This window comes from Pseudomonas sp. RIT623, assembly GCF_004519305.1.
Classification (GTDB): Bacteria; Pseudomonadota; Gammaproteobacteria; order Pseudomonadales; family Pseudomonadaceae; genus Aquipseudomonas.
Window position 1 is genome coordinate 26,955 of sequence record NZ_SOZA01000045.1, and the last position, 12,394, is coordinate 39,348.

The window sequence follows — 12,394 nt, forward strand, 5'->3', positions numbered from 1 at the left end:
CAAGCTAGTACGGAGTGTCATTCACCGTTTCCAGCGAGGGCTGATCGATGAAAGCGTGGGAAGTCAGCTTTGCCAACCAGAAGGGCGAACCGCAAACCCTGCTGCTCAACGCCGAGCAGTGCCCCAGCGAGGAAGATGCCGCACGGGCGATTCGCTCGCGGCTGTTTCCATTGATGGACGAGCTGGACCTCAACGACTTCCAGGACCGCAGTTATTCCCCTACGGCACGCTGGCTCAAGGAGCAGAGCGGGGTGATCATCACCACCATCCGTGAAGCGCCCTGAAGGAGTCTGTCTGGCGTAGTGCCTGTACAGGCGCTACGCTGCAATGAGGCGCCGGTCTTCTCTGCGGGCCGCCGCCGTTTACATTCGCGTCTCGCAATCCGCTCGTAATGTCAGGCATGACCTTGTTGCCAGGCAGGTGCGTTGTGCACGGAAAGTCTATCCATTGCTTTGCAGGAGGACGTTTCATGAGCAGCTCGAACGACGATATCAGCAGCAGCGTCCTGCGCCAGATGAAAGCTGGCGGTTTCGATTTCACCCGCATCCATCCCATCGAGTTCTATGCCGTGTTCCCCGACGAAGTCGGTGCGCGCCGGGCGGCTGGGCAGTTTCGCGGCGAGTCGCTCAACGCCCAGGTGAGCGAGCGTGACGACGGCGCCTGGCACCTGGAACTGAGCAAGGTCATGTACGCCACCCATGGTGGTATCGGCGCTTTCGAGCAGGCTTTCGAACTGGTCGTGTCGCCTTATGGCGGCGAGGTCGAGGGCTGGGGCGTCAAGCAGGAACGGCCCATCGCCTAGAATGGCACCGGCAAGTCGATTGCAGCGTGCTTCAGGCCCGTAGGAGCCAGCTTGCTGGCGAACCAGGCAGCGCGGTGGATGGTACCGGCGATGCCGGTGTTCGCCGGCAAGCCGGCTCCTACGCGATTGCAGCGTGCTTTGGACCCGTTGCTGGCGAACCAGGCACCTACGGGTGGACCTTGCGTCCGGCCATGTGCCCCAGGTAGGCCAGCAGGGCATCGAGCTCCTGCTCGTTCAGCACCTGCGGGGCAAACCCGGGCATTTTTGCCTGGGGCCACTGGCGCAAGCTTTGCGGGTCGCGGATGTACTGGCGCAGGAACGCCGGCTGGAAATACTCGGTTGGGTTGTGCGGCAGGTTCAGGTCCGGGCCGAATTGCGCATCACCTGCGCCATTGAGCCGGTGGCAGGCCAGGCAGTTCTGCTGGAACAGGGCGAAACCTTGGCGCACCGGGTCGTTGGCCGCCAGCGCCGGGTCGGGCAGCAGGGCCGGAAAGCGCGCTTCGACCGGGGGCAGCCGGCGAATGGTGGCGATCTGGAACGGCCACTGTTCGGGGCGGATGCCGCTGGCCTGCGGGTTGTGCCAGACCAGGTAGAACGGCCCGGCCCCCGGCTTGCCCTTGGCCAGTGGTGGCCAGGGCTGGCTGGGGTCCTCGATGGCCAGCCAAGCCTGGGCCGGCCCAGCCTGCAACAAGGGGCCGGCAGGCATTTCCGCGGCAAAACCGTCCAGCGCCACGGCCTGCAGGTGATCGCCCGGTTGCACGCCCTCGAGCAGCACGGCCAGGGGAATGGCGCGGTAGTGCATGGCGCGCTTGTAGGCAACGTCTTGCTCGACCCTGAGGTCGCGGGTTTGCGGGTGGGCGAGCAGTTGCGCGGTTTGCCACTGGCGGCTGCCACCCTCGAGCTTCAGGGTCAGTTGCGCTGCCGACAGCGGCAAGGCGAACAACAGGCAGAGCAGGGTGAGGCACAGGCGCATGGGCAATCTCCAACCGTCAGGGCTGGCAGATTACCTGCGCATGGGCGGCCAGGGCCACTGCCGTTTCAGCCGAACAACCGGGTAAGGTTGGGCAGGATCAGCAGCAGCGTCGTGGCGAAGAGAATGAGCCCGGCTTGGCGTACTTTCGATTGTCTGAACATGGCGGACCGCCTTCTTGTTGTTATTCCTGAATAACCCTTGGCTTCCTTGTCGCACGTCGGGTCGATCGCAGTGGCTTGGTGAAACGCCGAACCTGCTTGCCTCGTGTGTCTGGATATACAACCAACAGTAGGGCCCGCGTCATCCCTGATTCAGAACCCTTTGTTCTAAGCAAATTGTGGCAAATTTCCGAGTGATTTAAGGCCACTGGCCACCCCGCTGGCGTGCTTGGGCTAGACGAGTGCGCGGCCAGGGTTACCGAGGGTTACAGGGCCTACCGTCCGTCTGGATATGCTACTTGCTTGTACTGGTTTTTCGCGTCAGTCTCTACAGCAAATCCCACCCACATGTCGTTCAGGACTACCCCTATGTCGTTACGCATCTGCATCCTTGAAACCGATGTCCTGCGGCCGGAGTTGATCGCGCAGTATCAGGGCTACGGCAGGATGTTCGAGCAGCTGTTTTCGCGCCAGCCGATCGCCGCCGAGTTTGACGTGTACAACGTGATGAACGGCGAATACCCGGCCGAGAGCGAACGGTTCGATGCGTACCTGGTGACGGGCAGCAAGGCTGACTCGTTCGGCGACGACCCATGGATCCAGACCCTCAAGGCCTACCTGCGCAAACTCTACGAGCGTGGCGAGAAGTTGCTGGGCGTGTGTTTCGGCCATCAGTTGCTGGCCCTGACCCTGGGCGGCAAGGCCGAGCGCGCCGACAAGGGCTGGGGCGTGGGCATCCACCGCTACAGCCTGGCTGCCCATGCACCGTGGATGGACCCGCAGGTATCCGAGCTGACCCTGCTGATCAGCCACCAGGACCAGGTCACCGAGCTGCCCGAAGGGGCCACGGTGATTGCCTCCAGCGACTTCTGTCCGAACGCGGCGTATCACATCGGTGACCAGGTGCTGTGCTTCCAGGGGCATCCGGAGTTCGTCCACGATTACTCGCGGGCGCTGCTCGATGCGCGGCAGGCTTCCCTGGGGGCAGAGGTGTACACCAAGGCAGTGGCCAGCCTGGCCAGCGAACACCAGGGGGATCTGGTGGGCGAGTGGATGCTGCGCTTCATTCAGCAGCCCGGTAGTCGCATGATCTGAGATCCACGTTGACTGAGCCCGCTCCCACGTTCCTTGGCGTTACAACCAACCCGAGCGCTTGAAGCTGTAATACAGCCCCGAACAGCCCAGGCCGATCACCCCCAGCACGGTGAAGTAGCCGTAGTGCCAGCCCAGCTCGGGCATGTTCTGGAAGTTCATCCCGTAGATCCCGGCAATCGCCGTGGGGAACGCCAGGATCGCCGCCCAGGCGGCGAACTTGCGCTGGGTGATGCTTTGTCGCGAGGCCTCCAGCAACATGCCGATCTCGATGGTCTGGCTGGCGATGTCGCGAATCCCGGCGAGGTCTTCCATCTGCCGGGTCACGTGGATCTGCACATCGCGAAAATACGGGCGCATGTTCTTGTCGATGAACGGGAAGCTCAGGCGCTGCAGCTCCTCGCTGACCTCGACCATCGGCGCCACGTAGCGACGCAGGCGCAGGATGTCGCGGCGCAGGCTGTGCAGGCGCTGGATGTCCTCTTCCTGCAGCGAGTTGCTCAGCACGCTCTGCTCCAGCTCTTCGATCTCGCCGTGGATGGCCTCGCTGACCGGCTGGTAGTTCTCGGTGACGAAGTCGAGCAGGGCGTAAAGCACGAAGTCTTCGCCATGCTCGAGCAGCAGCGGGCGCGCTTCGCAGCGTTGGCGCACCAGGGCGTAGGACTTCGAATGGCCGTTGCGGCAGGTGATGATGTAGCCGTTGCCGGCGAAGATATGGGTCTCGATGAACTCGAGCTTGCCTTCATGGCGCACCGGCGAGTAGGTGACGATGAACAGCGCGTCGCCGAAGGTCTCGAGCTTCGGCCGGCTGTGCTTCTCCAGGGCGTCCTCGATGGCCAGTTCGTGCAGGCCGAACTGGCGCTGCAGGTTGGCCAGTTCCTCGGCGTTGGGCTCTTCCAGGCCGATCCACACGAAGTGTCCGGGCTTGCGTGCCCATTCGGCGCCCTCATCGAGGCTGATGTTGGTGACCTTCCTGCCGGCGCTGTACACCGCCGCGGCGACGACTCGACCCATGGTTGTCCGCTTGTCTGGTTGAACACCCAGACAGCTTGGGCTGTGTCGCGCGGCAGGGCAACCTGTCGCGCATGAAGAAATGCGCGGTTTGGCCAAGCCTGCGGTTATTGGCTGGTGACTTCGCTTTCCATATGGTCGATGCAATGCTGCATCTGGTTGCGGCACTGCTCGATCAACGCCGGCAGGTCCTGCTGGGTCAGGCCGGCGGTGGCGATGGGGGCCAGGGAGCGGACGATCACCGTGCGCTGGCGCCAGCTATTGAGGCCCAGGCGCTGCGAATAGCGGCTGACGCACACCGGCACGATCGGCACGCCGGCCTCCACCGCCATGTGGAAGGCGCCCTTCTTGAATGGCAGCAGGTGTTCACCTGGGTTGCGCGTGCCTTCGGGGAAGATCCAGATCGAGGTGTCGTCGCGCAGGGTCCGGGTGGTGGCCTGCATGGCCTTGCGTGCCTGGTAGGCGTTCTTGCGGTCGACCAGCACGTTGCCGCCAAGCCAGAACAACTGGCCGAACAGCGGGATCCAGCCCAGGCTCTTCTTGCCGATGGCCACGGTGCGGCGCGGCACCACCTGGCCGAGGATGAACAGGTCGTAGTTGGATTGGTGGTTGGCGATGATCACGCAGCCGGGCGGCTGGTCCCACAACGGGCCGACCTCGGCCTTGACCTTGATGCGCATGAACCAGGCGGCTGGCACGCTGTACAGGCGCGCGAACAGGCGGCTGTTGTCAGGGTTGAACGGGCGCAGCAGGCCGATCACCAGGCCGACGACACCGACGAACAGGAAATGCAGCGCCAGCAGGAGCATGCGAAACAGATAGAGCATGGTACGACTCACACCAGACAGTCGCCGCGCAGTGTACGGGTGTGCACTGGCTGGGGCAAACCTTGGTGTGGCATAGGAGCTTGGCCATGGCTTTCTGTAGGAGCGGCCTTGTGTCGCGAAAGGGCCGCATAGCGGCCCCAGGATTCGTGCATCAAGTTGATATAGCCAGGGCCTCAGCCGAGGTGGTTCTGGTCGACCAGGATCGCTTCGTCCAGGGCCTCCAGCAGGCTCTTGCGCACTTTCAGCTTGGTGTTCTTGTGCGCCAGCATGTTCAGCTTCTTCAGTTCGCGGGCGGCGGCCAGGGCCACTTCCTGCAACTGCTCGGCCGGCACCACCTTGTCGAGGAAGCCGGCTTCGCGGGCGCCTTGCGGGTCGAAGATCTCGGCATTGTTGACCGAGCGCTGGAAGGCGGCACGGCCCAGGCGATCACGGGCCAGTTCGATGCCGGCGTGATGCATGGTCATGCCGATCTGCACTTCGTTCAGGCAGATCTTGTACGGGCCTTCGACACCGATGCGGTAGTCGGCCGACAGCAGCAGGAAGGCACCCTTGGCCACGGCGTTGCCGGGGCAGGCGACGATCACCGGGAACGGGTGCGACAGCAGGCGACGGGCCAGGGTGGAGCCAGCGGTGACCAGGCCGACGGCCTCCTTGGGCCCGGCGGTCATCACCTTGAGGTCGTAACCGCCGGAGAGGATGCCTGGCTGGCCAGTGATGATCACCACCGCGCGTTCTTCCACCGCGCGGTCCAGTGCGGCATTGAAGGCTGTGATCACGTCCGGCGAGATGGCGTTGACCTTGCCGTTGTTCAGGGTCAGGGTGGCGATGCCGTCTTCGGCATGGTAGGTAAGCAGCTCGCTCATGGCGGAGTCCTTTGGATGGCGTGGCGACGACGTTACCCAGCCCGGGAGGCGAGGTAAAGCGTCAAGACTGACTGGCCGGTCAGTGTCCGGGCGCCATGCCTAGCGCTAGCGGGGCAGGGGCCAGGGCATGGGGAAAAGCGCTGGGCACAATGGCAGCATTGCCTTGATTGCCAGGGGTTTTCCATCGATTGGCTTAAGCACATGAAAATTCTGAAAAAAATGCTTGCCAAAGAAAAGCTCTTCTACTAAATTAGCGCGCCTCGACAGGCTGAACAGCTTGAAGAGAAAACGGTGAAGTGTCCGAGTGGTCGAAGGAGCACGCCTGGAAAGTGTGTATACGAGAAATCGTATCAAGGGTTCAAATCCCTTCTTCACCGCCACATTCTACGAGAAGCCCCCGAATCGAAAGGTTCGGGGGCTTTTTGTTTTCCGTCTTGAGGCGCGCCTCGCCCTTGTAGGAGCCGGCCTTGCCGGCGAACACCGGCGTGGCCGGTGCCCAACTGCGCATCGCCTGGTTCGCCAGCAAGGCTGGCTCCTACAGGAGCAAGCGTCCTTAGAAGTTGACCGAGGCCGACAGCCTGGCTGTGCGCGGGGCGCCCTGGAACAGGTAGTTGTCGCCCAGGTAGTCGCCCACGTCGCGCCAGTAGCGCTTGTCGAAGACGTTGTCCACGGTCAGGCGCAGCACGGTGTCGTAGCCGCCGATGTTCGTGCGGTAGCGGCTGCCGATGTCGAATACGGTGTAGCCGCCGACTTCGACATTGCCTGCTGAGCTTGCGTACTTGCTGGCGCTGTAGCGTGCACCGCCGAGCAGTGCCAGGCCCGGCACGGGCAGGGCGTAGTCGGCCTGCAGCGCGGCGCGCAGGCGCGGCACGTTGATTGCCTGGTGGCCTTCGTAGGCGGCGGTGTCGCTGTTCTGCACCCGGGCACGGATCACTGCGGCGCTGGCCTGGATCTGCAGGTTGGAGGTCACCCAGCCGCTTGCCCCGAGTTCCAGGCCGGTGTTCTTCTGCTGGCCCGACTGTACGTAGGTCGGCGCCGGGGTTCCGTCGGGGCGGGCGTACTGGTACGCCTGGCGGATCTGGAACAAGGCCGCGCTGAAACTCATGCCCTGCCAGTCACGCTTGATGCCGACTTCGAGCTGGCGCGACAGGGTCGGGGCGAGGATTTCGAACGCGTTGCTGGCATACCAGGGGGCGGTGCCGCCCGAGGACAAGCCTTTCGCATAGCTGGCGTACAAGGTGGTGTCTGGCTGCGGCTTGTAGATCAAAGCTGCGTTGGGTAGCAGTTGGTACTGTCGGGTGTGGCGCCCGGCGACGCCATTCTGGTCCCAGGTCTTTTCATCCAGGCGCACTTCCCGGGCGCCGATCACGGTCTGCCAATTGTCATTGAAGGTGATACGGTCGCTGAAGACCAGGCCGTACTGGCGGCTGTCCAGGCGGCGCTCACTGCTGCCAATGGGCTTCTCCGACGGCTCCACGGCTGGCGCACCGGTATGGATGTTGCCTGTGCCTCGCCACTCGTTGTAGCCCGGTCGCTGGTCGAGCGTGCGGCGTTGCGCACTGGTGCCGACGGTCAGCTCATGGCTCACGCCCAAGGCATCGAAGCGCCCGTCGATCATGGCCTGGGCTTCGTCGATGCGGCGGGTATCGTCAGGGCTGCGGAAATCGTAGATGTCGTAATCGCCATTGCTGCCGAAGTAGGCCCCTTCGCTCGAACCCCAGGCGAAAGCGCTGTAGTCATCGATCACCACCTTGCTGCGCGAGGCGCTCAAGGTACCGTTCCAGTTGTCGTTGAACTGGTACTTGAAACGCCCGCCCAGGGTCAGGGAGTCGTTCTGCACGGGTTTGGCCCAGGACTGCCAGGCCAGGTGATCCTTGGGGTCGACGCCATGGGGTAGCTGGTTGCCGCCAAGCAGTTGATAGCCGGGCACCGAATACTGCTCGCGATGCTGGTACTCGGCATCCAGCTCCAGGACGGCATTTGGGTTGATCTGCCAGTCGAGCGCCACGGAGGCAAAGTCGCGCTTGCCGTCGGCATGATCGACATAGGAGCGAATGTCCTCGTGGGCCAGGTTTACCCGCAGTCCCAGCTGGCGCTCGGCACCGAACCAGCCACCCAGGTCGGTGGCCAGGTAGCGCTCGCCCTGTTCGTTGCTCGACACGCTTATGCTGCGCACATCCTCAGGGCGCTTGGTCACGTAGTTGACCAACCCGCCAGGCTCCGACACGCCGCTTTGCAGCCCGGACAAGCCCTTGAGCAGTTCCACCTGCTGCTTGTTCTCCAGCGCCACGTTCTGCTCACCAGCGATGGTCTGGCCGTTGATCCGGTAGCTGCTGGCGGCGTTGAGCTCGAAGCCGCGCACGTTGAAGTTCTCGTAGTAGCCGACTGGCGCATAGCTTTCGCCCACCGAGGCATCGCTCTGCAGCACCTCGCTGAGCTTGCGCACCTGGCGGTCGTCTAGCAGTTGGCGGCTGAACACGCTGACCGCGGCCGGGGTGTCGAGCAGCGGCGCCGTGCGCAGGCCGCCGACCTGGGCCTCGCGTGCCTGGTAGCCGCTGTTGTCCTGCACATCGGAGATGCGCACCGGGGCCAGCGTCACGCTGTCGGCGGCCAGGCCCTGGCCACTGTGCAGGGCAAGGCCCAGGCCGAGCAGGCCAAGGGGCAGGCGAGGGCGAAGCGGGGTCATGCGGGGCTCCTTCAAAGGCGGACGCGCCGTTATCGGTCGGCAGCTGTCGGGCGGGCAAACGGGCGCCATGTTAGCAGGCCATCGGGCACTTTTTCAGGAGAAGACTGGGGCGTGGAAGCGGCGCAAGCAGGCTCCAGCGCTGCCGGAGCCGGCTTGCCGGTGAAAAGGCCAATACTGTGAAGACGAACGACTCGGGCCGCGCTTCAGGCCGCGACAGGGCGTTGGTGGCGGCGCCAGCTGTCGTCGATCTTCGACCAGGTCTTGCCGTCGGTAATGGCCAGCAGCTTGCGGCCATCCTTGAAAGTGGCGAGGAAGGTCACCTCGTCCTCCTTGCCGCCGAGCAGCAGGCCGGCGAGCAGGCCCACCGGCCCGGCCACCAGCGCGCCGGCCACCCCCCAGCCCAGGGCGCTGCCCAGGCTGCGGGTGGTTTCGAGGTTGGCCAGCTTCAGGTCCTGGATGCGCGTCAGCGAAATGCGCTCGCCGGGCGAGGGGCTGCGTGGGGTCTTGAGAGTGAGCGCTCCATTGCGATACTCGCCTTCACCTTGCAAGAAATCGCCGGATTGCACCGTGAGTCTTGTCATTGTGTCGTCCTGTCAGGAAGGGGCTTTTGACCAACGCCTACTGAGCGCCTGGCACGCTGGCAAGTCAACGGCCAGGCGACGGAGGGTCGTGTGACCCGTGGTCGCACGCGTCGGGCCAAAACGAAGGGGCGCGAATGAACACCAGGCGCAAGTCGCGTTTTCATAACTAAACTTCGATTGGTTATATAAATAAGTCAGGACCCATGACTGTAACTAATGCTTTCAGGTGTCGCGGCTGATCCATCGCAGATTGTGCAAATTAGTACGGCGCAGGTTAATTTTCGAAAACGAAAAAATGACGTCAAAAAAGGCTGGACATTAAGTTTCATTTTGTGTCAGTTTTTTTGCGCCTCATAAGGGCGAGTGACAGGACGTTCTCGCGAGGTGCAAGAACGCCTGTCTGACATCAATGGCTTTTTTGTTAAACAAGGAAGTAACCTGCATGTCGAAAGTCAAAGAAAACGCTATTGCATCGGCCGTCTCCGCAGTGCAACCGAAGGGGCCAAGTTCGTCCTTCGGCCTGATCGATAGCTTTGCCCACCAGTACGATCGCGGCGGCGCCAACATCAATGGCAAGAAGTCCTTCACGGCCGACCAGGCCGCCGATCACCTCCTGCGTGATGGCGCAGCCTGGAAAGACCTGAACAAGGACGGCACCATCAGCCTCAGCTACACCTTCCTGACCAAGGCGCCTGGCGACTTCACCGCGCGCAAGCTCGGTACTTTCAGCCAGTTCAGCGACCTGCAGAAAGAGCAGGCCAAGCTCGCCATGCAGTCCTGGTCGGACGTGGCCAAGGTCACCTTCACCGAGGCCGCCTCGGGTGGCGACGGTCACATGACCTTCGGCAACTTCAGCGCCAGCAATGGCGGCGCGGCGTTCGCCTACCTGCCGTTCGACGGCCCAGGTTCGCACAAGGGCGAGTCCTGGTACCTGATCAACAGCGGCTACCAGGTCAACATCACCCCGGGCACCGGCAACTACGGCCGCCAGACCCTGACCCACGAAATCGGCCACGTGCTCGGCCTGTCCCACCCCGGCGACTACAACGCCGGCCAGGGCAACCCGACCTACCGTGACGCCGACTACGCCCAGGACACTCGCGGCTACAGCGTGATGAGCTACTGGAGCGAAAGCAACAACGGCCAGAACTTCGTCAAGGGCGGCGGGCAGTACTACGCCTCGGCCCCGCTGATGGACGACATCCTGGCGATCCAGAAGCTCTACGGCGCCAACTACGCCACCCGTGCCAGCGACACCACCTACGGCTTCAACTCCACCGCTGATCGCGACTTCTACTCGGCCACCTCGGCCTCGTCGAAGCTGGTGTTCTCGGTGTGGGACGGTGGCGGCAACGACACCTTCGACTTCTCGGGCTTCACCCAGAACCAGAAGATCAACCTCAACGAAGCGTCGTTCTCCGACGTTGGCGGCATGGTTGGTAACGTGTCCATCGCCAAGGGCGTGACCATCGAGAACGCCATCGGCGGCTCGGGTAACGACCTGCTGATCGGCAACGCGCTGGCCAACGTGCTCAAGGGTGGTGCCGGCAACGACATCATCTACGGCGGTGGCGGTGCTGACCAGCTGTGGGGCGGCACTGGCGCGGACACTTTCGTGTACGCGGCCATCAGCGACTCGACCAAGGCGGCGCCGGACCGGATCATGGACTTCACCTCGGGTGTGGACAAGATCGACCTGTCGGCCATCTCGGCCTTCGCCGTGAACAAACTGCCGCTGCAGTTCGTCAACGCCTTCACCGGCCATGCCGGCGAAGCGCTGCTGACCTACGACCAGGCCACCAACCTGGGCAGCCTGTCCATCGACTTCACCGGAAACGCCTCGGCCGATTTCCTGGTGACCACCGTTGGCCAGGCCGCTGTCACCGACATCGTGGTCTGATGTAACAGGGGGCGGCGCTTGCGCGTCGCCCTTTTGTCGGCGAGGCAGACGAATGAAAGCAACCTTGCAAACGATCGCGCTGGCCGCGATTACCCTGATGTCGATGACCGAGGTAGGTATGGCGAGCAGCCTGTTACTCCCCAACGCCGCGCAAATGGCCGGTGATTGGACGCTTCAACCCGAAGAGCAGGGGGGGCAATCCTGCAACCTGCGCCTGGGCGCCACGGAAGGCGAAATCGAAGGCGACTTGGATTGCGCCAGGGACTTGCTGGGCCTGCGCCCCGGCAGCTGGCTGGTGACGCCCGACACACTGGCCCTGGTGGGGGGCGATGGCAGCAGCGTGGTGCACTTCAACCGCGAGGGTGCCAAGCGTTACGCCTGGACCCGGCCGGATGGTACCCAACTGGTGCTCAAGCACCTGGACAAATAACCCCGGCCTGAAACTTCAAAGTTTCAGGCAAGCAAGGGCGAAACATGAAACTACCGAGCAAAAAGCCCGGGGCGCCTTTGTGGGCGGCACTCGGCGAATATAAATCGACCTTGATCAGCGTGGGCTGTTTCACGGCCTTGATCAACTTGCTCATGCTGGTGCCGTCGATTTATATGCTTCAAGTGTACGACCGTGTACTGAGTTCGCAGAACACCACAACTTTGTGGATGCTGACCCTGATGGTGGTCGGCTTCTTCGTTTATATAGGCGCGCTGGAAGCGGTGCGCAGTTTCATTGTCATCCGGGTGGGCAACCAACTGGAAAAAAGTTTCAACCTCAAGGTCTATCGGGCGGCTTTCGAGCGCAACTTGCGCCAGCGTGATGGTGCCGCCGGACAGGCCCTGGGCGACCTGACCCAGCTGCGTCAGTTCATTACCGGCCCGGCGTTGTTTGCCTTCTTCGACGCGCCCTGGTTTCCCCTCTACCTGGCGGTGATCTTCGTCTTCAACGTCTGGCTCGGGGTGATGGCCACGGTCGGCGCGTTGCTGCTGATCGCCCTGGCGGTGCTCAACGAGCGCATGACCCACGCGACCCTGGCCGAGGCCAGTGGCTTCCAGCAGCAGTCGACGCAGCTTGCCGGCAGCCAGTTGCAGAGCGCCGAGAGCATCCAGGCCATGGGCATGCTCGGCGCGCTGCGCCAGCGCTGGTTCAGCCTGCACGGGCGATTCCTCGACCTGCAGAACAAGGCCAGCGACACCTCGGCGGTTATCACCGCCACCAGCAAGGGCCTGCGCCTGTGCCTGCAATCGCTGGTGCTGGGGTTGGGCGCGCTGCTGGTGATCGAAGGGCAGATGACCCCAGGCATGATGATCGCCGGGTCGATCCTCATGGGCCGGGTGCTGGCGCCGATCGACCAACTGATCGCGGTGTGGAAGCAATGGAGCGGCGCCCAGCTGGCCTATCAGCGCCTGGACAGCCTGCTGCGCGAGCACCCGGAGCCACCTGCGCCGATGCCGTTGCCGGCGCCGACCGGGCAACTGAGCGTGGAGCAGGTCAGCGCCGCCCCCCCCG

14 protein-coding genes and 1 tRNA gene are annotated in these 12,394 nt (G+C 63.3%); 7 read left to right on the plus strand and 8 right to left on the minus strand.

Annotated elements, in window-relative coordinates; genetic code table 11:
• Positions 1–47: 47 nt before the first annotated feature.
• On the plus strand, positions 48–284 hold the full coding sequence (locus E3U47_RS22195) for a hypothetical protein (protein ID WP_134693737.1): 237 nt from the start codon (positions 48–50) through the stop codon (positions 282–284).
• Positions 285–469: 185 nt separating this feature from the next.
• Positions 470–802 (plus strand): ribonuclease E inhibitor RraB, encoded by a 333-nt coding sequence (locus E3U47_RS22200; RefSeq protein WP_134693738.1) that lies wholly within the window; start codon positions 470–472, stop codon positions 800–802.
• Positions 803–968: 166 nt separating this feature from the next.
• Here the strand turns inward: E3U47_RS22200 and E3U47_RS22205 are convergent, their stop codons facing one another.
• Positions 969–1,775: a cytochrome c gene (locus E3U47_RS22205; protein ID WP_134693739.1), complete on the minus strand. Its 807-nt coding sequence runs from the start codon at positions 1,773–1,775 to the stop codon at positions 969–971.
• Positions 1,776–2,302: 527 nt separating this feature from the next.
• Between E3U47_RS22205 and E3U47_RS22210 the strand changes: the two genes are divergently transcribed.
• Positions 2,303–3,028 (plus strand): amidotransferase, encoded by a 726-nt coding sequence (locus E3U47_RS22210; RefSeq protein WP_134693740.1) that lies wholly within the window; start codon positions 2,303–2,305, stop codon positions 3,026–3,028.
• A 39-nt stretch (positions 3,029–3,067) separates the two neighbouring features.
• On the opposite strand, the gene E3U47_RS22215 is transcribed toward E3U47_RS22210, so the two are convergent.
• The 3 genes from E3U47_RS22215 to E3U47_RS22225 form a co-directional block, all read right to left on the minus strand.
• The gene (locus tag E3U47_RS22215; RefSeq protein ID WP_134693741.1) at positions 3,068–4,039 is read right to left on the minus strand and encodes a magnesium and cobalt transport protein CorA; all 972 of its coding nucleotides are present in this window, start codon (positions 4,037–4,039) and stop codon (positions 3,068–3,070) included.
• 104 nt (positions 4,040–4,143) lie between these two features.
• Positions 4,144–4,863 carry a 1-acyl-sn-glycerol-3-phosphate acyltransferase gene (locus E3U47_RS22220; protein WP_134693742.1) on the minus strand — a complete coding sequence of 240 codons (720 nt, stop codon included), beginning with the start codon at positions 4,861–4,863 and terminating at the stop codon, positions 4,144–4,146.
• A 173-nt stretch (positions 4,864–5,036) separates the two neighbouring features.
• Positions 5,037–5,726, minus strand: a complete 690-nt coding sequence (locus E3U47_RS22225; RefSeq protein WP_134693743.1) for a crotonase/enoyl-CoA hydratase family protein — start codon at positions 5,724–5,726, stop codon at positions 5,037–5,039.
• Between the two features lie 290 nt (positions 5,727–6,016).
• On the opposite strand from E3U47_RS22225, the gene E3U47_RS22230 reads away from it, so the two are divergent.
• Positions 6,017–6,106 (plus strand) — tRNA-Ser (locus E3U47_RS22230).
• On the opposite strand, the gene E3U47_RS25050 is transcribed toward E3U47_RS22230, so the two are convergent.
• The 3 genes from E3U47_RS25050 to E3U47_RS22240 all read right to left on the minus strand — a co-directional run bounded on the left by E3U47_RS25050 (position 6,085) and on the right by E3U47_RS22240 (position 8,993).
• On the minus strand, positions 6,085–6,252 hold the full coding sequence (locus E3U47_RS25050; protein WP_167659522.1) for a hypothetical protein: 168 nt from the start codon (positions 6,250–6,252) through the stop codon (positions 6,085–6,087). The genes E3U47_RS22230 and E3U47_RS25050 overlap by 22 nt on opposite strands.
• Before the next feature lie 27 nt (positions 6,253–6,279).
• The gene (locus tag E3U47_RS22235) at positions 6,280–8,412 is read right to left on the minus strand and encodes a TonB-dependent siderophore receptor (protein ID WP_134693744.1); all 2,133 of its coding nucleotides are present in this window, start codon (positions 8,410–8,412) and stop codon (positions 6,280–6,282) included.
• A gap of 203 nt (positions 8,413–8,615) precedes the next feature.
• Positions 8,616–8,993 (minus strand): hypothetical protein, encoded by a 378-nt coding sequence (locus tag E3U47_RS22240; protein WP_134693745.1) that lies wholly within the window; start codon positions 8,991–8,993, stop codon positions 8,616–8,618.
• A 442-nt stretch (positions 8,994–9,435) separates the two neighbouring features.
• On the opposite strand from E3U47_RS22240, the gene E3U47_RS22245 reads away from it, so the two are divergent.
• A complete protein-coding gene (locus E3U47_RS22245) occupies positions 9,436–10,893 on the plus strand; it encodes a serralysin family metalloprotease (protein ID WP_134693746.1) in 1,458 nt (485 codons plus the stop codon).
• 64 nt (positions 10,894–10,957) lie between these two features.
• A complete protein-coding gene (locus E3U47_RS22250; protein WP_256660324.1) occupies positions 10,958–11,323 on the plus strand; it encodes an AprI/Inh family metalloprotease inhibitor in 366 nt (121 codons plus the stop codon).
• Here E3U47_RS22250 and E3U47_RS25290 read toward each other — a convergent pair.
• A complete protein-coding gene (locus E3U47_RS25290) occupies positions 11,304–11,477 on the minus strand; it encodes a hypothetical protein (protein ID WP_256660326.1) in 174 nt (57 codons plus the stop codon). The genes E3U47_RS22250 and E3U47_RS25290 overlap by 20 nt on opposite strands.
• On the opposite strand from E3U47_RS25290, the gene E3U47_RS22255 reads away from it, so the two are divergent.
• On the plus strand, positions 11,443–12,394 hold a 952-nt coding region (locus tag E3U47_RS22255; protein WP_256660325.1), incomplete at its 3' end, for an ABC transporter transmembrane domain-containing protein. The two genes, E3U47_RS25290 and E3U47_RS22255, sit on opposite strands and share 35 nt — an antisense overlap.